General features: G+C 62.6%; 26 protein-coding genes. 14 read left to right on the forward strand and 12 right to left on the reverse strand.

Features of this window, described 5'->3' with window-relative positions; translation table 11 throughout:
- The first annotated feature begins 49 nt into the window (after window positions 1-49).
- On the forward strand, window positions 50-829 hold the full coding sequence (locus ABMA32_RS10465) for an SDR family NAD(P)-dependent oxidoreductase (protein ID WP_349013708.1): 780 nt from the start codon (window positions 50-52) through the stop codon (window positions 827-829).
- Between the two features lie 4 nt (window positions 830-833).
- Here the strand turns inward: ABMA32_RS10465 and ABMA32_RS10470 are convergent, their stop codons facing one another.
- On the reverse strand, window positions 834-1640 hold the full coding sequence (locus tag ABMA32_RS10470) for a phosphate/phosphite/phosphonate ABC transporter substrate-binding protein (protein WP_349013709.1): 807 nt from the start codon (window positions 1638-1640) through the stop codon (window positions 834-836).
- 80 nt (window positions 1641-1720) lie between these two features.
- Between ABMA32_RS10470 and ABMA32_RS10475 the strand changes: the two genes are divergently transcribed.
- Window positions 1721-2278 carry a DsbA family protein gene (locus tag ABMA32_RS10475; RefSeq protein ID WP_349013710.1) on the forward strand — a complete coding sequence of 186 codons (558 nt, stop codon included), beginning with the start codon at window positions 1721-1723 and terminating at the stop codon, window positions 2276-2278.
- 7 nt (window positions 2279-2285) lie between these two features.
- Here ABMA32_RS10475 and ABMA32_RS10480 read toward each other — a convergent pair whose 3' ends face one another.
- On the reverse strand, window positions 2286-3299 hold the full coding sequence (locus ABMA32_RS10480) for a fatty acid desaturase (RefSeq protein ID WP_349013711.1): 1014 nt from the start codon (window positions 3297-3299) through the stop codon (window positions 2286-2288).
- Window positions 3300-3518: 219 nt separating this feature from the next.
- Here ABMA32_RS10480 and ABMA32_RS10485 point away from each other — a divergent pair, with 219 nt between their 5' ends.
- A complete protein-coding gene (locus ABMA32_RS10485; RefSeq protein WP_349013712.1) occupies window positions 3519-4388 on the forward strand; it encodes a helix-turn-helix domain-containing protein in 870 nt (289 codons plus the stop codon).
- Window positions 4389-4439: 51 nt separating this feature from the next.
- Window positions 4440-5453, forward strand: a complete 1014-nt coding sequence (bmt, locus tag ABMA32_RS10490; protein ID WP_349013713.1) for a betaine--homocysteine S-methyltransferase — start codon at window positions 4440-4442, stop codon at window positions 5451-5453.
- Here bmt and ABMA32_RS10495 read toward each other — a convergent pair.
- From ABMA32_RS10495 to ABMA32_RS10515, 5 genes are all read right to left on the reverse strand, one after another.
- On the reverse strand, window positions 5450-5896 hold the full coding sequence (locus ABMA32_RS10495) for a hypothetical protein (protein ID WP_349013714.1): 447 nt from the start codon (window positions 5894-5896) through the stop codon (window positions 5450-5452). The two genes, bmt and ABMA32_RS10495, sit on opposite strands and share 4 nt — an antisense overlap.
- Window positions 5897-6026: 130 nt before the next feature.
- Window positions 6027-8045, reverse strand: a complete 2019-nt coding sequence (locus ABMA32_RS10500) for a vWA domain-containing protein (RefSeq protein WP_349013715.1) — start codon at window positions 8043-8045, stop codon at window positions 6027-6029.
- Between the two features lie 2 nt (window positions 8046-8047).
- On the reverse strand, window positions 8048-8608 hold the full coding sequence (locus ABMA32_RS10505; RefSeq protein ID WP_349014712.1) for an RNA polymerase sigma factor: 561 nt from the start codon (window positions 8606-8608) through the stop codon (window positions 8048-8050).
- Between the two features lie 124 nt (window positions 8609-8732).
- Complete coding sequence (locus ABMA32_RS10510) at window positions 8733-9077, reverse strand: RidA family protein (RefSeq protein WP_349013716.1); 345 nt, start codon at window positions 9075-9077, stop codon at window positions 8733-8735.
- Window positions 9078-9183: 106 nt separating this feature from the next.
- On the reverse strand, window positions 9184-10101 hold the full coding sequence (locus tag ABMA32_RS10515) for a class I SAM-dependent methyltransferase (RefSeq protein ID WP_349013717.1): 918 nt from the start codon (window positions 10099-10101) through the stop codon (window positions 9184-9186).
- A 157-nt stretch (window positions 10102-10258) separates the two neighbouring features.
- On the opposite strand from ABMA32_RS10515, the gene aztA reads away from it, so the two are divergent.
- From aztA to ABMA32_RS10535, 4 genes are all read left to right on the forward strand, one after another.
- Complete coding sequence (gene aztA, locus ABMA32_RS10520) at window positions 10259-11134, forward strand: zinc ABC transporter ATP-binding protein AztA (protein ID WP_349013718.1); 876 nt, start codon at window positions 10259-10261, stop codon at window positions 11132-11134.
- A 2-nt stretch (window positions 11135-11136) separates the two neighbouring features.
- Window positions 11137-12003, forward strand: coding sequence for a zinc ABC transporter permease AztB (gene aztB, locus ABMA32_RS10525; RefSeq protein ID WP_349013719.1), 867 nt, complete (start codon window positions 11137-11139; stop codon window positions 12001-12003).
- 13 nt (window positions 12004-12016) lie between these two features.
- The gene (aztC, locus tag ABMA32_RS10530) at window positions 12017-12988 is read left to right on the forward strand and encodes a zinc ABC transporter substrate-binding protein AztC (RefSeq protein ID WP_349013720.1); all 972 of its coding nucleotides are present in this window, start codon (window positions 12017-12019) and stop codon (window positions 12986-12988) included.
- 82 nt (window positions 12989-13070) lie between these two features.
- Window positions 13071-13409: a protein tyrosine phosphatase family protein gene (locus ABMA32_RS10535; RefSeq protein ID WP_349013721.1), complete on the forward strand. Its 339-nt coding sequence runs from the start codon at window positions 13071-13073 to the stop codon at window positions 13407-13409.
- Window positions 13410-13419: 10 nt separating this feature from the next.
- On the opposite strand, the gene ABMA32_RS10540 is transcribed toward ABMA32_RS10535, so the two are convergent.
- Together ABMA32_RS10540 and ABMA32_RS10545 are read right to left on the reverse strand one after the other, a co-directional pair.
- The gene (locus ABMA32_RS10540; RefSeq protein WP_349013722.1) at window positions 13420-14094 is read right to left on the reverse strand and encodes a 4Fe-4S dicluster domain-containing protein; all 675 of its coding nucleotides are present in this window, start codon (window positions 14092-14094) and stop codon (window positions 13420-13422) included.
- 7 nt (window positions 14095-14101) lie between these two features.
- On the reverse strand, window positions 14102-14839 hold the full coding sequence (locus ABMA32_RS10545; protein WP_349013723.1) for a dienelactone hydrolase family protein: 738 nt from the start codon (window positions 14837-14839) through the stop codon (window positions 14102-14104).
- Between the two features lie 377 nt (window positions 14840-15216).
- On the opposite strand from ABMA32_RS10545, the gene ABMA32_RS10550 reads away from it, so the two are divergent.
- A complete protein-coding gene (locus ABMA32_RS10550; RefSeq protein WP_349013724.1) occupies window positions 15217-15444 on the forward strand; it encodes a hypothetical protein in 228 nt (75 codons plus the stop codon).
- 96 nt (window positions 15445-15540) lie between these two features.
- Here ABMA32_RS10550 and ABMA32_RS10555 read toward each other — a convergent pair whose 3' ends face one another.
- Both ABMA32_RS10555 and ABMA32_RS10560 read right to left on the reverse strand, forming a co-directional pair.
- Window positions 15541-17115 (reverse strand): trimethylamine methyltransferase family protein, encoded by a 1575-nt coding sequence (locus tag ABMA32_RS10555; RefSeq protein WP_349013725.1) that lies wholly within the window; start codon window positions 17113-17115, stop codon window positions 15541-15543.
- A 205-nt stretch (window positions 17116-17320) separates the two neighbouring features.
- Entirely contained in the window at window positions 17321-17710 is a 390-nt protein-coding gene (locus tag ABMA32_RS10560; RefSeq protein ID WP_349013726.1) for a DoxX family protein, read from the reverse strand.
- Window positions 17711-18006: 296 nt separating this feature from the next.
- On the opposite strand from ABMA32_RS10560, the gene ABMA32_RS10565 reads away from it, so the two are divergent.
- Complete coding sequence (locus tag ABMA32_RS10565; RefSeq protein ID WP_349013727.1) at window positions 18007-18705, forward strand: corrinoid protein; 699 nt, start codon at window positions 18007-18009, stop codon at window positions 18703-18705.
- Between the two features lie 80 nt (window positions 18706-18785).
- Here the strand turns inward: ABMA32_RS10565 and ABMA32_RS10570 are convergent, their stop codons facing one another.
- The gene (locus ABMA32_RS10570; RefSeq protein WP_292764711.1) at window positions 18786-18914 is read right to left on the reverse strand and encodes an EncA/B family entericidin; all 129 of its coding nucleotides are present in this window, start codon (window positions 18912-18914) and stop codon (window positions 18786-18788) included.
- Window positions 18915-19033: 119 nt separating this feature from the next.
- Here ABMA32_RS10570 and ABMA32_RS10575 point away from each other — a divergent pair, with 119 nt between their 5' ends.
- The 4 genes from ABMA32_RS10575 to ABMA32_RS10590 all read left to right on the forward strand — a co-directional run bounded on the left by ABMA32_RS10575 (window position 19034) and on the right by ABMA32_RS10590 (window position 21873).
- The gene (locus ABMA32_RS10575; RefSeq protein WP_349013728.1) at window positions 19034-19693 is read left to right on the forward strand and encodes a DUF1638 domain-containing protein; all 660 of its coding nucleotides are present in this window, start codon (window positions 19034-19036) and stop codon (window positions 19691-19693) included.
- Between the two features lie 69 nt (window positions 19694-19762).
- Entirely contained in the window at window positions 19763-20335 is a 573-nt protein-coding gene (locus ABMA32_RS10580; protein ID WP_349013729.1) for a DUF4893 domain-containing protein, read from the forward strand.
- Between the two features lie 106 nt (window positions 20336-20441).
- Window positions 20442-21101, forward strand: a complete 660-nt coding sequence (locus ABMA32_RS10585) for an exopolysaccharide biosynthesis protein (protein ID WP_349013730.1) — start codon at window positions 20442-20444, stop codon at window positions 21099-21101.
- Between the two features lie 7 nt (window positions 21102-21108).
- Window positions 21109-21873, forward strand: a complete 765-nt coding sequence (locus ABMA32_RS10590; protein ID WP_349013731.1) for a formyl transferase — start codon at window positions 21109-21111, stop codon at window positions 21871-21873.
- Window positions 21874-21882 lie beyond the last annotated feature (9 nt).

The following is a 21882-nucleotide window of genomic DNA, read 5'->3' on the forward strand; positions in this document are numbered from 1 at the left end:
CGCCGCCTGACATGCAAAGGTCTCGCAAAATTTCTCGGAGGAGACGCAGATGGACGCGACGGCTTTGAAAATCCCCGACCTGGCCGGCAAGGCCGTGCTGATCACCGGCGCGTCGACGGGCATCGGCGCGGCCCTTGCAAAGGCTTTTGCCGCACAGGGCGCGAAGGTCGCAGCGCACTACAACGCCAGCGCAGGCGCTGCCGAAATGCTGGCGGAGGAAATCACGGCGGCAGGCGGGACGCTGCATCTGGTGCAGGCGGACTTTTCCAAATCAGGAGAAGTGCGCCGCGCTATCGAGGATGCGGCGAGCACTCTCGGCGGACTGGACGGACTGATCAACAACGCTGGCGGCATGGTGAAGCGCGTCCGCTACGAACTGGCCACGGACGAAGACTATGACGCGGTGATGGACCTCAACGCGCGGTCGGTCGTAACCGCATCGCAGGCGGCGCTGCCGCACCTGAAGAAGAACGGCGGCTTCATCATCAATACGACCTCGATTGCGGCGCGTAACGGAGCCGCCAACGGCGCCGGCCTCTATGGCTCGTCGAAGGCCTTCGTATCGAACGTCACGCGCGGCATGGCGAAGGAGTTCATTCCCTACGGCATCCGCGTCAATGCGGTCGCACCGGGCGTCATCACGACGCCCTTTCACGAACGCTACTCGACGCCTGAACTGCTCGATGCGATGCTGAAGACCGTCCCGCAGGGACGGCTCGGCGTTGCGGAGGATTGCGTCGGGGCCTATCTCTACCTCGCCTCCGAGGCGCTCTCCGGCTACGTGATCGGACAGGTGATCGAGGTGAACGGCGGCCAGTTGATGCCCTGATCGGCTATGCCCCGGACAGCGCCGCGCGCAGCCTTTCGACGATGTCGGGCGGAGTGTGGCGCGAGGTGATGAAGGGCAGGCCTTTTCGACGGGCCGTCCAGCCGACCACTTCAACGTCGGCCGCGCGCGGCTCATAAAGCTGCGCGATCTGCCAGCTCCGGCAATCGACGGCGCAGACATCCGCCCTGCCCTCCGTGACAGCGACGATCGACGCGCGATGCGCGCCGGTTTCGATGCGTTCGGAGAAAATGGCAGTGTTTTCGCCGACGGCTTCAAGGTCGCGGGTCAGGGCGATGACACCGGACATGGAGTCCGTGCCGTTGTACGCAAAGCGGACGCCGCGCATGAGATCGAGCGGGAGGACGGCACGACCGTCGGCGGGTGACGCCGTCGCTTCCCCGTCGCCGCGACGCATGAGGATGGCGCTTGAGTAGAGCGCGCCCTGCCCGCCTTCGATGCCGTCATAGGACGGCTGGCCGACGACCACGACGTGTTCGGCAAGCCCCTGCTCGAGTGGCCCCCAGCAGGTTTGCGCGAGGAGAAGGTGGGGATGCTTCCAGAGTGTCTGGAAGTCGAGATTGTCGGTCGGCAGCGTTGCCGGATCGGGCGCCACGACCTTGCCCATGGCGTCACGAATGCCGCCGGGAACGGGCGGCATATCACCGTTTCGGCGTAAGAGGTGGTCGGGTGCGTCGATGCCGGCGTCAAGCAGGCGGGTGCGCAGGGCAGCCCACTCCGCGTCGATGGCTGCACGGGTTTCCGGCCACTCGTACATGGGAAGTGCTGCGATCACCGAAGAACCCGATTTCATTGATACCTTGACCCGCGCATTGGATTTCCGGACGACTCGTGCTCACTTCCCGGACCCAACACCAAAATCGAGCAATACCCATGACCCAGGCCAAACGCAAAGCAGACCCGCTGTTCTGGGGACATGGCCCGCGAACGTTCGAGATGTTCCTCGAGCCGACCTGCCCCTATTCCGTGCGGGCTTACAACAAGCTGGACGATCTTCTGGCCGGCGCGCGCGAAGACAAGGTGACGGTGAAGCTGCGCATGCAATCCCAGCCATGGCACATGTTTTCGGGCGTCATCGTACGCTGCATCCTGGCCGCCTCCATGTTGCCCGGCGGCAAGGAGAACGCCCGGCGCGTGCTGACGCAGGTCGGCGCCCATCGCGAGGAGTTCGAGTTCGAGCGTCATTGCAAGGGACCGAACATGGACGCGACGCCGAACCAGATCATCCGGAGAATTGAGGATTATACCGGATTGGAGTTGAAAGAGGCGTTCGAGTTCCCCGAACTCGAGGCCGAGATCAAGTGGCATTCAAAATACGGCCGCCAGAACGGCATCCATGTCTCTCCGACCTTCATGATCGACGGTCTCGTCCAGCCTGACCTCGGCAGCGGCGATCCGGTGGAGACATGGATCGCCAGGCTCACGGGTTGAGGCGCCCCTACTCCTTCGGCGGCTCGGCCGGTACGGGAACCGTTCCAAGACCGGACACGTTGCGTGCCCTGATGCGTGGCGTAAAGGCACGGCCTGGTTCGGGCGCGCGGCGTAGGACGGGATGCTCTACCGGCTCCTTCGCCCGGAAGGCATATTCCCTGAACAACGCGAAATAGCCCGGAAAGACATAGCCGTCGTTCATGGCGACCCACTGGGCGCGCCGGTCGCGAAACAGCTTCGGCAGCTTGTACCAGGCGACGTTCGGGCTCTTGTGATGAACAAGGTGCAGATTGTTGTTGAGGAAGAGGAAGGCGAAGGGCGAGCGCTCGATGATGATGGTGCGGCCGTCCGGGCGTTCCGACCATTGGTGCTCGGCGAAGGTGCGCACCGAGATCAGCGCCTGTCCGAGCCAGACGGGTCCGAGGATATAGAGCCAGAGAGGAATGCCGAAGCCGAACTGGACGACCGGCAGCACGATCGCCAGTCCGAGTGCGTGAAGGAACCACGCCCGGCGGACCGCCCTGTCGCCTTGCGCGATCAGCCTGGCGTCCTCGAGCATGAAGCCGATCGAGCCAAGCCACGGACCAAGGACGAAACGACCGGCCATCGTGTTGTTGATCGCCAGCACCCGCTTGAACAGCGGCGGAAGCTCCTGATGGTGCCAGAGCGCCTTGTAATAGCTTTCGGGATCGTCGAAGGGATCGGTCAGGCGCTCATCGGCGTGGTGGCGCAGGTGCAGGGATTTGAAGCGACGGAAGGGGTAGACGAGCCCGATCGGAAGGCCGACCAGCAGTTCGTTGATCCAGCTCTTGCGGGTAGGATGCCCGTGGGCCGCCTCGTGCATGAGGGAAGACTGCATGGCGAGTACGACGCCGAGAACGATAAGCGCAATCAGCGGATAGCTTGGCCAGAGAAAGATCGCTGCCCCACCCCAGGCAGCGTAACACGCCCCGATCAGGAAGACTGTCGGCCATTCGATGGCCGCAACTTCACGCCTGCTATCCCTTTTCTGCTTTTTCATTAACGTCGACCACCCCAGTCGGGAATCTTTCGATTCCTGACAGCATTGTGTCAGGAGAGGTGAGCCGGCTCAATGAGACAATGTGCATAAAACGTAGAGTTTGCGCACCAAAATCCTCATGTGTTATGATTTATAAACACAAACTGGATTCATCTTTCGTAAGCCCGCTGAACCGTGCGGGCCGAAGGAAAACGAATCCACATCCGACGAGGGCAATACGTGGACAAACGCGACCTTTCAGGAGTGTTCCGGGAACGCCTGAAACTCCTGCTGCAGCGATCGGATCGCAATCAGTCGGAGTTCGCCGCCGCGGTGGGCATTGACCGCTCGGCGCTGTCGCAATTGCTGTCCGGGACTTCGACCCGCCTGCCCCGTGCCGAGACGCTGCTCAACATTGCGACCGAAAACCAGGTATCGCTCGATTGGCTTCTGGGGCTGAGCCAGGATGAAGGACTGACGGGCGAAATCCGCGAAAGCCTTGAGATCGAGGAAGGCTCGAACGATCGCAACCACACCTTGCTTGCGCGCTGGCACGCAGAGGCTGCGGGTACGAAGATTCGATATGTCCCGGCCGGCATTCCGGATCTGCTGCGCACCCAAGCGCTGATCGACTACGAAGCCGACATTTCCAACCGCAGCCGCGAGAAGCAATCTGACGAGACGCAGTACCGCATCGAATACAACCGCAGACCGGAGACGGACATGGAGGTCTGCATGCCGCGCCATACGCTGGACATCTTCGCGCGCGGGCTTGGCGTATGGAGCGGTCTGGCCGAACACGACCGGCGCGCGCAACTGGCGCACATGGCCGAGTTGCTGGATGACCTCTACCCGACCTTCCGCCTGTTTCTCTATGACGGGCGCCTGCGCTACTCAGTACCCTATACGATTTTCGGCCCCTTCCGGGCTGCAATCTATGTCGGCGACATGTATCTTGTGCTGAACGCCACCGATCCGATCCGCACGCTGACGCGCCATTTCGACAATCTGATCCGCGCGGCCGAAGTCAACGCACACGAGACCGCAGCCTATGTCCGCAGGCTGGCGCAGGCGGATTTCAGCGCGAAGAGCTTGATTGACGCGATATAAAGACTTGCTTATATCCTTATCTCGAATTCATTCCTTTGAAAGTCAGTTTCCATGACCAACCCGATCAATGCGCTTCTGGCTGAAAAGGGCGTGCTGCTTGCCGACGGCGCGACCGGCACGAACCTGTTCAACATGGGACTGGCGTCGGGCGAAGCGCCTGAACTGTGGAACGAGAGCGACCCCGACAAGATCACGGCGCTGCACCAGAATTTCGTCGATGCCGGCGCGGACATCATCCTCACCAACTCTTTTGGCGGAACGCGCCACCGGCTGAAGCTGCACAATGCGCAGGATCGGGTCCACGAACTCAACCGGCGCGCAGCGGAAATCGCACGCGCCGTGGCCGACAAGGCTGGCCGCAAGGTGATCGTGGCCGGGTCGGTCGGGCCGACCGGCGAACTGCTACAGCCGCTGGGCGCAATGACCTATGACGAAGCCGTCGAAGCCTTTGCCGAGCAGATCATGGGGCTGAAGGACGGCGGCGCGGAAATCGCCTGGATCGAAACAATGTCCGCACCCGACGAGGCAAAGGCTGCGGCGGAAGCGGCGATCAAGGTGGGCCTGCCCTACACCTATACGTTCTCGTTCGACACGGCAGGCCGCTCGATGATGGGCCTCGCGCCGAAGGACGTGCACCACGTCGCCGACGGCGTCTCTGAGCCCGCCGTTGCAGTAGGCGCGAATTGCGGCGTCGGTGCTTCCGACATCCTCGCCTCCCTGCTCGACATGACGGCGGCGAAGCCGGACGCGACCGTGATCGTGAAGGGCAACTGCGGCATTCCGGAATTCCGCGGAACCGAAATCCACTATTCTGGAACGCCCGAACTCATGTCCGACTATGTGAGGCTGGCGGTGGACAGCGGCGCGACGATCATCGGTGGCTGCTGCGGAACCTCTTTCGAGCATCTGGCCGCGATGCGCAAGGCGCTGGACGTGCACAAGAAGGGTGAGCGCCCGACCGTCGAGGCGATCGTTTCGCGCATCGGGCCGCTGCGCAACAAGACCGCCGACCAGAGCGGGTCAGGCGAGAACGCCGGCGAAGGACGACGCCGCCGGCGCGGCTAGTCGGTGTCGCGCGGCAACGCTGAGAGCACGCGAAAATAGCGTTCCTCGCGTTCGGCGAGCAGCGCATAGCCTTGCGGCCAGCTTGTGGGATCAGTCACCGGCAGCGCGTGGTTGCTGAGGTAGCAGCAACCCTCGTAGCCGCGCAGGCTGGCTCCGAGAGCGACACCGAGGCTGGGCTCAAAGGCTGACAGCCGTTCGACCGTGGTCTTGTAGCGCTCCCCGCGCTGTCCCCTGACAAACACACCGACGCTACGGTTCGTCAGATAGAGCGAGATGACGAGGTCTTCCGACACGACGCGCCAGCGCGACCACAGGCTGCCATGCGCGATTTCGACGGGCTTGCGGAAGGCAACGTAGCCGTCCCAGAACCGCTTGATCTCTGGCGAGGATAGCGAGCGCAGGCCGGTGCGCTCGATATCCCATTCGTTGAATTCACCGTTCATGGGCTTGGTTCTGCACGCAAAAAAGGCCGGCGGAAAGCCCCCGCCTCCGCGCCGGCCTGCCTCACCCGCCCATCGGTCATGCCCCCGTATCAGAACGATCCTGTCTGAAAGGACACGGCCGCTATCGCCACTACCGGTTTCCGCCTGAGAGCGCCGAGGCTAGGCGCACAAGCGAGAGGAACTCGGACCTGTACCCGAAGGGGTCCGTTCCCCGGGCGGCAGTGGCAATCTTCATGATGTCGTCGTAGCTATAGGACGCGACCTGATCAGTGCCGCGCAGCTTCTGGCCGAAGGCCGCGACCGCAACCGAGAAGCGGCGGTCGGCGTCCGCAGCGTCGAAGGACGATACCTCGTTGGCCTTCGTCACCGGCGTGGTGATCAGCTTCGAGACGTCCTTCGTCGGCAGCTTGTAGCGGATCTTCACGAAGGCATATTCGTCAGCATTCGCGATACCGCCATTGTTGGTCGAGGCCTCGCCATAGCGCAGGTCGTCGATGGTCTGCGTCGGACTGCCCTTCGGCGTGATCTCGTAGATCGCGGTGACGGAATGGCCCGAGCCGATCTCGCCGGCGTCGACGCGGTCGTTGTTGAAGTCCTCGCGGTTCAGGGCGCGGGTCTCGTAGCCGATGAGGCGATATTCCGAGACGGCGGCCGGGTTGAACTCGACCTGGATCTTCACGTCCTTGGCGATCGGGAAGAGCGTCGAGGACGATTCCTCGACCAGCACCTTCTCGGCTTCGGCGAGCGTATCGATATAGGCGGCCGTCCCGTTACCGTTCTGCGCGACCTCCTGCATCATCTGGTCATTGAGATTGCCGCGGCCAAAGCCGAAGACCGACAGGAAGACGCCGGACTTGCGCTTGTCCTCGATCAGGCGCTTGAGATCGTCGTCATCCGTCTGGCCGACATTGAAATCGCCGTCGGTGGCAAGCATGACGCGGTTGACGCCGCCCTGCACGAAGGAATCCTGCGCAAGCCGATAAGCTTCCTTGATGCCGGCCTCGCCGGCGGTCGTGCCGCCGGGCTGAAGTCTGTCGATGGCCGACAGGATTTTTGAGCGTTCAGAAACCTTGGTCGGCTCCAGCACGGTACCGGCCTCGCCAGCATAGGTAACGATGGAAACCGTGTCTTCCGGGTTCAGCTTGGTCACCAGCAGACGGAAAGCCGACTGCAGCAGCGGCAGCTTGTCTGGCGCATTCATGGAGCCGGACACATCGATCAGGAAGACGAGGTTGGCGCGCGGCTGTTCGGCCGCCTGCACGTCATAACCCTTGATCGCGACATGCATCAGCTTGGTGTGCTGGTTCCACGGCGTCGGCATCACCGTGACCGTCGAGTTGAACGGCGTCGAGGCGTCGGACGAACCCTGCCAGTCGTAGGGGAAATAGTTGATCATCTCCTCGACGCGGACCGTGTCGGCCTGCGGCAGGAAGCCTTCCTTCAGCGAACGGCGCACGAAAGAATAGGACGCCGTATCGACATCGATCGAGAAGGTGGAGACGGGATCGGTTGCAGCCGCGCGGACCGGGTTGGTCTTGAACTCGGCGAAACGCTCGCGGTCCTCGGCTGCGGGAGCCTGCACATCCATGGGCGGGGCGATGCCGCGCGATGCCTCATCAGCCATCAGCTTCGAGTTGGCCACGGCGCCCGGCAGCGTTCCAACGCGGCCGCGGGGTTCTGCTACCGGCGCAGGCATGGCGATGCCACGGCCGACCTCGGATTCGGCAAAGGTTTCGGAGGTGGCCGGCGCTTCCGGTTTCGGCGCGACCTGGACAACCGGAGGCACGGCCTCAAGCTTGTCGGCGTCGGCTTTCTTCTCTTCCTGGCGCACGGCCGTGGTCTCAACGGGAACATTCCCGCCGAAACGCGACGCATCCTGCATCAGGTAGAACGCGGTGTAGCCGGCAACCGGCAGCGCGATCAGTCCGGTCAGCGCCGGCGCAGCGATCAGCTTCTTCTGCATCATCTCTTTCCAGATCTCCCTCAGACGATCCGTGAGACGCTGCCCGTTTTCCGATCCTTTGGGATCGGCCGAATTTTTCTCCTCGAAAGCCTGCATGGCGGCCGAAAGCGCGCGGGCCTTGGTCTCGGCGCGCGGCGCGGGAGCCTTGAGCCCCGCCAGTCGCTTGAGTTCGTTGTCGTCGACCATGGTCAATCTTCCCCGGCCGAAAGCATCAGCACTTTCAACCGCTTCTTCGCTTCATGGATATGCCAGGACACGGTCGCCTCCGCGCAGCCCATGGCGTCGGCCGCTGCGGAATGGCTCAGGCCCTCGCCATAGACGAGCAACACCGCGTCGCGCTGCTTGTCCGACAGCTTGCGAACCTGTGCCCATAGCCGTTCGGCCTGGTCGTCTGGTTCGTCTGCGCCCTGGCTCTCGATCACCACGTGAAGCCCAAAGGCTTCGCCTTTCGCGCTCTCGCGCTTCGTCTTGCGCATCATGTCGCGCGCGGCGTTCATGGTCATCTTATAGAGCCAGGTGGTGAAGGCGCCGCCGCCGCGATAGCCGCTGATCGCTCGGCCAAGCCTTACGCAGACTTCTTGCGCGATGTCCTCGGCGTCGGCCTTGCGGCCCGACCAGCGCCACGCGACACGATGGATGAAATCGTAGTGTCTTTCGACAAGCCTGCCGAAAGCCTCGCCGTCCCCGTTCCGGGCCTTGCCGATCAGATCGAGATCGGTCGGCTCGACTTCATCCAGCATCATCGCCATCATTTGACCGTTGGACGAAGGCTTTTGGGCGATCCTTGGGGGCGTGGAAAGATTTTTTTGCGACTGCCCAAAACGAAAATGGCCGCCCGGAGGCGGCCATCTCAGAATCGCGATGCGCGAAAAATCAGTCCAGCGCCGCGGTGACGATGATTTCGACCTTGTATTTCGGCGCAGCAAGCTTGGCCTCGCCGGTGGCGCGGGCCGGCGTGTTGGCGGGGTCGACCCAGCCGTCCCAGACCGAATTCATCTCGGTGAAGGTCGATATGTCGGAAAGCCAGATGATGGCCTGCAGGATCTTCGACTTGTTCGTGCCGGCCTTGGCGAGCAGCGCATCGACCTGCGCCAGAACGTCCTTGGTCTGCTCGGCGACGGTCGCACCCTCACCGACCTGACCGGCGAGATAGACGGTGTTGTTGTGGATGACGACACCGCTCATGCGGGGGCCGACATCGATGCGGCGAATGGTCATTTGGGCATTCCTTCCTGTGTTGCGGGCCTTCCATAGATTTCCGGTGACGGACAAGGCAAGCCTGTCATTCCGAAAAATCGTGCCTAAATGGGAAAGATCGCAAGGATCACTTTTTTCGCCTGACCAAACGCTTCAATGCCCGAAGCGGCACGGTGATCCGCCAGAACGTGGAATTCTTCATATTCTTGATGGCGAGTGCATTTTGCTTGTCGCGCCAGGTTGATTCCCAAGCCAGACGGCCGATTCCCTCAAACATCGCCTGCAGGAACTCGTTCGATAGGACTGGTGCTGGTATGCCGCCACCACCGAACATCTCTCTCAGCGGAGATCTATCTCCGACAAGAAGAATGCCAAGCCCATGTCCGTGCATGAACTCGAAATGCGGAAACTTCGTCCGCACCGACTGCCAGAAACGCCAGACACCGAAACCCTCGCGAAATTCGTTGGTGTCGTGAAACATCATGATGCCTCTCTTGGACATCTTCGGGAGCCACGTCTCGAAATCGTTCTGAACCGCTTCGGTGGTGTGAAACCCATCGACGTGAAGCAGATCGATTGATCCGTCGGCAAACTGCACATGGGCCTGGTCGAACTCCTTGCGGATATAGCCCGCAAAGGCATCGTAGTCGCTCAGGACAGCCACGAAGCTGTCGAACACATCTTCCGAATAGCTTCCGGCATGCACATCGCCCAACCAGTTGTCGATGGCGACGCAGGTCGTGGAGAGGTTGCACCTCCGCACCGCCTGGCACGCCGCCAAAAAGCTGGCGCCGTTGTAGACGCCGAGTTCCACGAAACGGCGCGGTTTGGCCAAAGTCATGAGGCTGAACATAAAGGGGATGTGCTCGCCCCAAGCCGTCTGACGGGGATGCCGTATGTCCCAAAAAGCCGATTGAAGCGCAACCACAAGATCGGTCTGTGAGACAGAGGCCGCAGGAAGATCGTCCAGCTTAGCGAAGGAGTGATTGGCAAAATCAACGCCGGATATCTTCGTAGCCTCTGATGACGGCACCAAATCCTCCATGCACGGCCGCCCCAGCCAGCGACCACCTACCCATCGACCGCCGGACGAGTCAACGATCGATCCTGACGAATAGGAACACGAAAGTTCAGCTCTCCCACATTGACTAATGTAATAACATCACATACGCAAAACGCGTCCACCGGGAGCAGACCGACCCATGGCGCAAGCCGCCCTCACCTTTCGCGACCTGACGCTCGGCTACCACGAGCATCCGGCAGTGCACCACCTCAGCGGAACGGTCAGGCGCGGTTCGCTGACTGCCGTGGTGGGCGCGAACGGTTCCGGCAAATCGACCCTGATGAAGGGCATCGTCGGCGTGTTGAAGCCGATGGCTGGCGAAAGCATCAAGGTGGAGGGCGCGCGCGTCGCCTATCTGCCACAGCAATCCGAATTGGATCGCAGCTTTCCGGCGCGCGTGGTTGACCTCGTCTCGATGGGCCTTTGGCCGAAACGCGGGCTTCTCGGACGCCATACGGCCGACGATCGAGCGGCCGTGGCGCGGGCGCTATCGGCTGTCGGGCTCGAAGGCTTCGAAAAGCGTACGCTGGATACACTTTCCGGCGGGCAACTCCAGCGCGCGCTTTTTGCCCGCGTGCTGGTGCAGGACGCCGAAATCATCCTGCTGGACGAGCCCTTCAACGCGATCGATGCGAGGACCGTCACCGACCTCGTCGCGCTGATCAAGCGCTGGCATGGCGAGGTGCGGACGGTGCTGGTGGTCGTGCATGACCTCGACCTCGTGCGCGAACATTTCCCCGAAACGCTGCTTCTGGCGCGTCGGCCGGTGGCGTGGGGACCAACGGCGGAAGCGCTGACGGCGGAAAACCTGCTCAAGGCGCGCCGCTTCGACGAGGCCTGGCACGACGACGCGCCGTGGTGCGAACCGGAGGAACTGGGCGGTCACGATCACGGCCATGGGCACGATCACGCGGCGCATGGTCATGCGGCGCATGGTCATGCGGCGCATGCCGGCCATAGTCATCACCATCATGACGATAACCACCACCACGACCACGGGCCGAAAGCAGCCTGAGCATGTACGACTTCTTCGTCGCACCTTTCGTCGAGTTCAGCTTCATGCAGCGCGCGCTTGCCGGCTCGCTGATGCTGTCGCTGTCCTCCTGTCCGGTTGGCGTCTTCCTGATGCTGCGGCGCATGAGCCTTGCCGGCGACGCGATGGCGCATGCCATCCTGCCCGGCGCGGCGGTCGGCTTCCTGCTCTACGGGCTGGAGATCATACCGATGACGGTGGGCGGGCTGATCGCCGGCGTCGTCGTCGCCATGGGGGCCGGGGCGGTCTCGCGTTTCACGGTGCAAAAGGAGGACGCCTCGATGGCGGCGTTCTACCTGATCTCGCTGGCGCTTGGCGTGATGATCGTCTCGTTGCGCGGATCGAGCGTGGATCTCATGCATGTGCTGTTCGGCACGGTCCTGGCGCTAAACGACGAGGCGCTGCGGCTGATCGCGTCGATTGCAGGCGTTACACTGCTGACGCTCGCCGTCTTCTGGCGGGCGCTGGTGGCCGAATGCCTCGACCCTTTGTTCCTGCGCTCGGTGAGCCGGCTCGGCACGCCGGTGCATTTCATCTTCCTTGGGCTCGTCGTGCTCAATCTGGTAGGCGGCTTTCAGGCGCTGGGTACGCTGCTCTCCGTTGGCCTGATGATGCTGCCGGCCGCTGCCGCGCGCTTCTGGACGAACCGCGTGTGGACGATGTGCCTTCTGGCCCTCGCCATCGGCATCGCCTCCTGCATCGCCGGTCTCTTGATGTCCTATCACGCCGCCCTGCCCTCCGGTCCCGCGATCATCCTGTCGGCCGGCGCGGCATACCTGTTTTCCATCGTCGCCGGCCCGCGTGGAGCCTTGCGCGCCCGCATCCGCCATCACCGTCACCGCACCGCCTGACCAGGAGAAAACCATGCACCCCACCATTCGGCTCGCTTCGGCGATTTCTGTTATAACATTTGGTTTGGTGAGCCTGCCCGCCGCCGCTGAACCACTGAAGGTTGTCGCCAGCTTCTCAATCATCGGCGATTTCGCGAAAAACGTGGGCGGCGACCGCATCGAATTGACGACGCTCGTCGGCCCGAATGGCGACGCCCATGTCTATGAACCGAAACCGACAGACGCAGCGTCGGTCGCAACAGCCGACGTGGTGCTGGTGAACGGCCTGCATTTCGAGGGCTTTCTGAACCGCCTCGTCGAGGCCAGCGGCACCAAGGCTGCAATCGTCGAACTGACGAAGGGCGTCGAGCCGCTGTCCGTCGAGGAACAAGAGGAAGGCCACCTTCACGCGCACGAAGGCGAAGCGCATGAAGGTGAGGACAACCATGTGCATGAGGACGGGCATGACCATGGCCCGATCGACCCGCACGCCTTCCAGTCGATCGCCAACGCAAGGATCTACGTGAAGAACGTGGCCGACGCCTTTTGCGTCGCCGACAGGGACGGATGCGACAGCTATAAGGCCAACGCACAGGCCTACACGCAAAAGCTCGACGCCCTGGAAATCGAAGTGAAGGAGGGCGTTGCCGCCATCCCGGCCGACAAGCGGACCATCATCACCTCGCACGATGCTTTCGGCTATTTCGAGCACGCCTACGGCATCACCTTCCTCGCGCCGGAAGGCATCTCGACGGAAGCGGAGGCTTCTGCGGCTGACGTGGCTAAGCTGATCCGGCAGGTGCGCGAGGACAAGGCGTCCGCGATCTTCGTCGAAAACATCACCAACCAGCGGCTAATCGAGCAGATTGCCGGCGAAACCGGGCTGAAGATCGGCGGTACGCTTTATTCCGACGCGCTGTCGGATGCGGACGGGCCGGCGGCGACCTATATCGACATGATGAAGAACAACATCGGCGCCATAAAGGGCGCGATACTGGGCAGCTAGGCGCCAACTTTGGAACCGCTTTGCTTGCTACGGCGGCAAAGCGGCCCTAGAAGGGCCCACCGTCGCGACCAAGAGGTGCACCATGGAATTCCGTCAGATCAGCGAAGACTATTCGGTGAGCGGGCAGATTACGCCCGGCGAGATCGAAGCTGTGAAAGCGGCGGGTTTCAAGAGCGTCATCTGCAACCGGCCGGATGACGAGCAGCCCGGACAACCTTCCGCCGCGAGCGTACAGGCGGCGGCCGAGGCGGCGGGGCTGGAATTCCGCTACATTCCGGTCATCAGCGGCCAGATTACCGAGCAGAACGTCGCCGATCAGGCAGAGGCCCTGGAGGAACTGGAAGGTCCGGTCTTCGCCTATTGCCGTTCCGGCGCGCGCTGCACCAATCTTTATGGCCTGATACAGGAAATGGGCGAGTAATCGGCACCGTTCAGCGCATGAACGCGGCCATGTGAAAAGCCTGCTCCGCAGCCGCATACCGATAAGCCGTTCCATATGGGCAGGCGTTGCGGTCAAGGCAGCCGCTGGTTCGACAGGGCTCGCCCTTGGGCGCGCGGACATGACCGAGACAGGCTTGATAAGCGAAGCCGTCGGGCGAATAGGCATCGACCGGACAGGATTTCAGGCAGGGTTTTCCGGTACATAGATCGCAGAGGTGAATCACCTCGCGAGGCGCCTGAATCGGAATCTCAACATCCAACAGCAGCGCGCCGCGATAGGCGTGCCACAGGCCGTATTCGGGATGCATGAGGATGCCGAGCGGCGACGGCTTCAGGCCCTCGGCGCGCATCGCCCATTGCTGGAACGGCAGGTAGGGACGGTCCGAAGGCGACACGGCACGAGCGCCGAAGCAGGCTGCCACCGCACCGATGACCTCCCGGCACCATGTGTCGAGCGGGTTGGCGATGGACTCCGATTGCCGTTCACGCCAGCGCAGGAAATGCGGCCATAGCGCATCCCCGGCCTGTCCGACCATAAGGATGGACTTCGCAGGTCGGCCCGATGGACCCGGAGGCGAGGCATCGGCGAAGTTGAAGCCGCCGCGCTGTATAAGGCCATGGGCCGAAAGCGCCGCTTCGATCCTGAACAGGTCGGGGTCGTCCATCGCCTGATCAGCCGCCGAGTGTCTCGGCGAACAGCGTCTTCAGCCGTGCGAAGTGACGCTGCGCGCCCCTCTCATCGTAGGCCGTGTGGTCCGGCACGCACCAGCCATGCGCCACGCCGACATAGTTCTCGATGATGTGGTCCACCTCGGCCGACCGGAAGGCATGCGCGAGCTTGCCTGCCTGCTCTGGCGGGAAACTCCCATCGACGCCAGCCGCACCGACATAGATACGCGCCTTGATGTTGCCGGCGTTGATCTGCGGGCTGTCAGGCGCATCATTGGCAAGATTGCCGCCATGAAAACTTGCCGCGGCAACCATGCGCTCGGGGTGCGCAGCCGCCGCGTTGATGGCCCGTGCGCCGCCCATGCAGTAGCCAACCACCGCCATCGGCCCGGTAACGCCATGGCCGGCCAAGGCCCCGATGAACGAGGCAGTATCCTTGGCGGTCATGGCCTGCGTGGTGGATCCCATCGCGGCGCGAATGAGTGTTGCCGAAGCCTCGTCCTTGAAACCCGTCTTTGCATCGAAAGGGCCAAAGCGTCCTCCCCGGTAGAAGAGATCGGGTACCAGAACCGCATAGCCATCGGCCGCGATACGTTCGGCTATCTGCTCCAGGGCGGGCCTGACGCCGAAGGCATCCATGAAAATGATCACGCCGGCCGAGGGGGCGGCGCCTGAGGCCATTATCAGGCTCGCGTCCGCTATGCCGTCAGCCGTCTCTATCCTGATTTCCTGCCGGCTCATGACTGCGCTCCTTGCCTTGCAACTCACTTCGAACCTTATCCGGTCGCCGCGTTCCTGACCAATGCCGGGACGGAGCCGATCAAGATTTCGTGGCGGGACAGGAGGCCGTCCACATCATTGTTGCCTTGCCACCCGCCCGGAATTCTGAAACATCGCGGCTCCACGTGAGTTCAAGCATGACATTCCGCCTGACGCCGGCCCTGTTTTTAGTCCTCTTGGCCGGCTGCGCTTCCTCCGAACCGCAGAACGTTTCCTACGCACCGGTTGCCGCACAATCGATGGCGATGCAGCCGGCATCGTTGCCCCCGCCGCCCATGCCGGGGAACGCCCCCTCACCGTCCTCCGGCTTTCACGCCTCGGCCCCAGCGAGCGCGCCGATGTCGAAGGAGCCCATGGAGACTTCCATGTCGGCCATGCCGACGGAAGAACCCCTGCCGGGATCGCCTGAAGCACCTCTGGCAAATGCTCCGGCCCTCCCGGCCACGGAAGCCGACATCGCCGCTGGAGTCCCGGCAGGTGCAACCAATTGCAGCACACTCGATGGCGTCACGCTATGCGATGCACCCTACGACCCTGCCGTGGACGCCACGCACAACACCAACTGAAAGCGAACACGACGACGCTCAGCTCTTGAACGCGCTGCGCCAGACTTCCTTGTGAATGATGTCGGCCACTTTAGCCCGGCCTGAATCGGGCTCCCTTCACGTGAAGGCGTCGGGCATCGACTCCTTCTTCTGGCGGATGAAGGCCAGGAGCGCCTCATCGATACCCTGATCGAGCGCAGGCGCCTCGTAGGATTCGAGCCAGCGGCGGGCGAGCTCGTTGGCGCGCTGCGGTGCAGTCTTCTCGCCCTCGGCCTGCCACTGCTCGAAGGAATTGTTGTCGGCGATCGACGAGCGGTAGAAGGCAGTCTGGAAGTTGGCCTGCGTGTGATCGCAGCCAAGGAAGTGGCTGCCCGGACCAACCTGCCGGATGGCGTCCATCGCTTGGCCATTCTCCGAGAGATCGACGCCGGCCGCGAACTTCTGCTGCATGCCGAGCTGGTCGATGTCCATCATGAACTTCTCATAGCAGGATGCCAGACCGCCTTCGAGCCAGCCGGCCGAATGGAGCACGAAATTCGCACCGCACAGAACGGTCGAGTTCAGCGTGTTGGCGCTCTCATAGGCCGCCTGCGCGTCTGGGACCTTGGAGGCGCAAAGCGAGCCGCCGGTACGGAACGGCAGACCGAGACGGCGCGCAAGCTGCGCGGCGCCATAGGAGACGAGCGAAGGCTCCGGCGTGCCGAAGGTCGGCGCACCGGACTGCATCGAAATGGACGAGGCGAAGGTGCCGAACAGCACCGGCGCGCCAGGCCGCACAAGCTGCGTCAGCGAAGCGCCAGCAAGCACCTCGGCAAGCACCTGCGTCAGTGTGCCGGCGACCGTGACCGGGCTCATGGCGCCGGCGAGGATGAACGGGGTGACGATACAGGCCTGGTTGTGGCGCGCGTACACCTTGAGGGCGCCCAGCATCGTGTCGTCGAACACCATCGGCGAGTTGGCGTTGATGAGCGACGTCAGCACCGTGTTGTTCTCGACGAAATCGTCGCCGAACACGATCTTGGCCATGGCGACCGTGTCTTCCGCCCGCTCAGGAGCGGTGACCGACCCCATGAAGGGTTTGTCGGAATATTTGATGTGGCTGTAGACCATGTCGAGGTGGCGCTTGTTGACAGGCACGTCGACCGGCTCGCAGACCGTGCCGCCCGAATGGTGGATGGACGGCGCCATGTAGGCGAGCTTCACGAAATTGCGAAAATCCTCGATCGTGGCGTAACGCCTGACACCATCAAGGTCGCGCACGAAGGGCGGGCCATAGACCGGCGCGAAGACGGTCGCGTTGCCGCCGATCTGCACGGACCGGTCTGGATTGCGGGCATGCTGGATGTATTGCGACGGCGCGGTCTTGAGGAGCGAGCGCGGCAGGCCCTTCGGGAAATGGACGCGGTCGCCCTTCACGTCGGCGCCGGCGTTCTTCCAGATTTCGAGTGCCTCGGGATCATCGCGGAAGATGATGCCGACTTCCTCAAGGACGGTGTCGGCGTTCTTCTCGATGAGCGCCAGGCCTTCCTCGTTCAGCACTTCATAAAGCGGGATTTCGCGCTTGATGTAGGTGAGCTGCGGACCGGCTCCGCCGCCGGTGCGCGCAGCGCGGCGGGCTGCCGCGCCGCCGCTAGCTCCACGGCCGCGACGCCCGGCGGGCGCTTCCTGTTCGGCTGCGAGATTGTCGGTCATGATGTCTTCCCTGGATAAGCGGCGCAGCCGGACTGTTCACGGCGCTGCCAACGGCCGGATCGTAGCCATGGAGCCTAGTGGAAACGGCTTGCCAACGCCACGGCCTGTCGCAAACCCGACAAGCCGGACACGTTGAATTCCGGCAGCGTCAAGCGCGAACCGGGAAGGATACCCCGTCAGGGAACGGGATATCTTCCGTCGGTGATTATGCCCTGCCCTGCGCGGCATCGAGGCTCCAGGGCCCGGGCCCCGCAGCCGCGATGTAGAGGAAAACGAAGCAGAAGAGCAGTGCCGGCTCGCCGCCATTAAGGGCCGGGAAGAAGCCTCCCGAAGCGTGGCCGAGGAAATAGGCGAAGGCCATCAGGCCTGAAAGGATGAAAGCGACCGGGCGCGAGAAGAGGCCGATGACGAGAAGCAGACCACCCACGACTTCCAGGATTGCGGCGGTGTAGAGCAGCCCGTTCAACGGATAGGGGAACGGCGCGGGCCAGCCGAAGAGCTTCATCGTGCCGTGCGTGAGAAAAGTCGCGGCGGCAAGAATGCGTAGGATGCTCAGGATGTGCGGCGCCCAAGGCTGCAGGAAGTTCAGTTGCATGAAATGTCCCCTATCCAGACAGATTTAACGATCTGAAGCTTTAAGGGGGCGTGTTTTGAAGACAAGTAGGCATCTGCAGGTAACCACCCCCGTTTCCGGCATCATCACCAAGCCGTGAGTGGAAAAACCGCCTCTCGGAAGCGGCAAGGATTCGAACAGGCCTTCCTGCCTCCGATTGCCGCTTTCCTTTTGCAGCGCGTCGCAAATCGGCTATGGCGGTCAAAGCCTTGCAGGCTACCTATTGCCGCAACGTCCCCTTCCACGCCATGATGGCCCCGCGGCCACAGGAGCTCAAAATGTCCGACGACGAGATCATCCTCTCCGAGCTTTCCGACGACGAACTCGTGCAGCAGATGCATGATGACCTCTACGACGGGCTGAAGGAGGAGATCGAAGAGGGCACCAACATCCTGCTCGAGCGCGGCTGGGCGCCCTACAAGGTTCTGACCGAGGCGCTCGTCGAGGGGATGCGCATCGTCGGCGAGGATTTTCGCGATGGCATCCTGTTCGTTCCGGAAGTGTTGCTGTCAGCCAATGCCATGAAGGCTGGTATGCACATTCTGCGCCCGCTTCTGGCCGCCACAGGCGCGCCCAAGCAGGGGAAGATGGTCATCGGCACAGTCAAGGGCGACATCCACGACATCGGCAAGAACCTCGTCGGCATGATGATGGAAGGCGCCGGCTTCGACGTCATCGACCTCGGCATCAACAACCCGGTCGAGAAGTATCTCGATGCGATCGACCAGCACCAGCCCGACATCATCGGCATGTCGGCCCTGCTGACCACGACCATGCCCTACATGAAGGTCGTGATCGACACAATGAAGGAAAAGGGCATCCGCGACGACTATGTCGTGCTGGTGGGCGGTGCGCCGCTGAACGAGGAATTCGGCAAGGCTGTCGGCGCCGACGCCTACTGCCGCGATGCGGCCGTGGCGGTGGAAACCGCCAAGGACTTCATGAAGCGCAAGCACAACCTGCGCGCTTCGGCCTAACGTACATAAATGAAGGGCCGCGAAAAACGCGGCCCTGAAAACGTGCTGTCGAACGGATTTGTCGTGGAAAGTCTGGCGGATCAGTTCTCGATCGCGTTGGCGGTCGCCTGAACATCCCGCTTCGCACCGCGAACGGTGTTGGCGCAGGCCGAAACGGCGATGGCACAGACCAGAATCGTGGCGAGTGTTGCGATACGCGACAGTTTCATCGACTATGTCTCCCTCAATGACTAGATGAATGCGCAGAGCAACGAATTAACGCGACGATAGGTTCCATCCGTCGCGTGAATTTTCAGTCCCGCATGGCCGGATGACCTTGGGTTGACCCATGATGGCGCAAGAAACGCCCGATGTAATTGCGAAAAGCGGCAAAGTCGCCGCGACGGCGCCGCATGCCGAGCGGGTGCGGGTCATCGCCTGCGGCGCGATCGCTCGCGAAGTCATCGCCATCTGCAAGGCCAATGACCTGAAGCATGTCGACCTCGTCTGCCTGCCGGCCATCTGGCACGTCTTTCCAGAGAAGATCGGGCCCGGCATGCGCGACGCGATCGCCGAGGCGCACGCGGACGGCTATTCGCGCATCTTCATCGGCTATGCCGAATGCGGCACGCAAGGGCAACTGGACAAGATCTGCGCCGAGGAAGGCATCGAGCGGATTGGCGGACCGCACTGCTATTCGTTCTTCACGGGCAACGAAGCGTTCCTGGGGAACATCGACAACGAATTCACCGCCTTCTACCTGACGGACCTGCTCGCCCGGCAGTTCGAAGCGTTCGTGATCGAACCTCTGAAGCTGGATCAGCACCCGGAACTACGTCAGATGGTGTTCGGCAACTACACCAAGATCGTCTATCTGGCGCAGACCGAAGACGCTGAGTTGCAGAAGAAGGCGAGATGGGCGGCCGACTATCTCGGGCTGGACTACGAATATAGGTTTACCGGCTATGGCGACCTTACGCCGGCAATCGTCAACGCCGCCAAGGCCTGATTTCGGACCTGACCCAAAAGCGCCTGATTCACCTGACTTTTCGCTCCTGAAACCACAAGGAGACCCGTCATGCTTCGTGCAATTGCGCTGACGATCGCGTTCGCCCTCCCCGCCACAGCGGTTCTCGCCGACGGCGCGGTGCAGAAGCTGATGACGGCCGCCGACAAGACGCGGCTCGAACACTACGACGAGACACGCAAGACGGCGCTTGCGGAGGCGAAGTCGGGCGATCCGGCAGAGGTGACGCAGCTCGATGCGTTGCTGGCGAAACCACTGCTGTCGACGCCGGATTTCGACATGGGCGGCGAATGGCGCTGCCGCACGATCAAGGCGGGCGGCTTCGCGACGCTGGTGATATACGACTGGTTCAAGTGCCGGGTGAGCGACGATGGATCAGGTTGGAAGCTCGACAAGCTGACCGGCTCCCAGCGCACGACCGGCCGCTTCTACGATGACAGCGAAAAACGCATGATCTATCTCGGCTCCCTGTTCATCGCAGGTGACAAGGCGAAGCCCTATGGCAGCGGACCAGAGACCGATCAGGTCGGCTACGCATTCCGCACCGGTTCGCAGGAGTGGCGGATCGAGTTTCCCGCCCCCACATATGAGTCCAAGCTCGATATCCTTGAATTCAAGAGGTGACGCGGTAGCCTTGTCAGTCCAGGCATGGTCGTCACCATAGGTTAACCCGCAAGGGGCAGAATGGAGCCGACTTGCATGAACCGTGCGGCGTGGGGTTGCTGACGGAATGACGGCGGAAGCTTCGAGCCTCGAAAGCGGGCCGAACGACGGTGCACCAAGGCGCCGGCGGCCGCGAAGGCTGTCCGAGCTTTTCGCGCAACTGGCCCGAGATGCAGACGGATCGGTTTCGATCGGCCACATCCGCGACGCGCTCGGCAATCGCGGTTTCGCGCCTATCCTGGTTCTCTTCGCCGCCTTCAACCTGTTGCCCCTGCCGCCGGGTACTTCGGCGATCCTCGGCATTCCGCTGATCATCGTCTCGGCGCAGATGGTTTACGGCACGCGCAGGCTCTGGCTTCCCGATGCCCTGTCCAAGCGGTCCCTGAGCGCCGACACGTTCCGCTCGACGATGGAATGGATCATACCGCGTCTCGCCCGCATCGAGCGCGTGATCCGGCCGCGATACTGGCCTTTCTGGCGCAAGCAGGGTGACCGCATCATAGGTTGCCTGGCGCTCGTGCTGGCAATCGTCGTGACGCTTCCAATTCCACTCGGCAACTGGCTGCCGGCCTTTGCGACAGCCTTGCTGGGCCTGGCGCTGTCGGAGAGGGACGGCGTTCTGCTCGCCATCGGCGGGGCGGTCAGCGTGGTCTCCATGATCGTGATCGCCGGCGTCGTCGGCACCGCAGGCTTCGCCGCCCACGCCGCCCTCGGCTGGCTCTTCTGAGGCCGCCGTGGACAAGAAGATCGTGGTCGTCACGGAAGGCGGGCCGCATATCTGGGCGCTGGTCAACGCGCTGACGGATCGCTTCGGCGCGATCACGGTCATCGAGGAGGAGCCGGAATCCAAGAAAGCACTGCTGGCAGCCAGAGCGCGGCGGCAGGGCTGGATAACGGCTCTCGGCCAGTTGGGCACGATGGTTCTGGTGCGGCTCGGCAAGCGGTTTTTCGCACGGAGGGCTGAACACATCGAACGCGAAGCCGGATTGGAGACCAAACCGACAGCTAGCCAGACAATCATCAAGGTCCCGTCGGCCAATGCGCCTGAATTCGTTTCCGTGATCGAACGCTTGAAACCCGACGTGATCCTACTCGCCGGATGCCGGCTGCTGTCGAAACGGACGCTGGCGGCAATCCCCTGCCCGGTCTTGAACTATCACGCCGGCATCACACCGAAATATCGCGGCATGAACGGTGGCTACTGGGCGCTGGCAACGGGCGATGCCGGCAATTTCGGCACGACGGTGCATCTGGTCGACGCTGGTGTGGACACGGGCGGCGTGCTTCATCAGGTTCGCGGGAAGCCGGAGCCGGGCGACAACATCGCGCTCTATCCGCTGCGGCTCGCAGCGCTGTCGCGCGGCAGCTGCATCAAGGGCATAGAGGACGCGCTGGACGGGCGCCTGACGCCGGCAGCGCCGGACATGCCGTCTCGACAATGGTATCACCCTACGATCTGGTTCTACCTGTGGACCGGACTGACCAAGGGCGTGTGGTAATCCCCGCCG

It is taken from the genome of Mesorhizobium quangtriensis (assembly GCF_040081925.1).
Classification (GTDB): domain Bacteria; phylum Pseudomonadota; class Alphaproteobacteria; order Rhizobiales; family Rhizobiaceae; genus Mesorhizobium_K; species Mesorhizobium_K quangtriensis.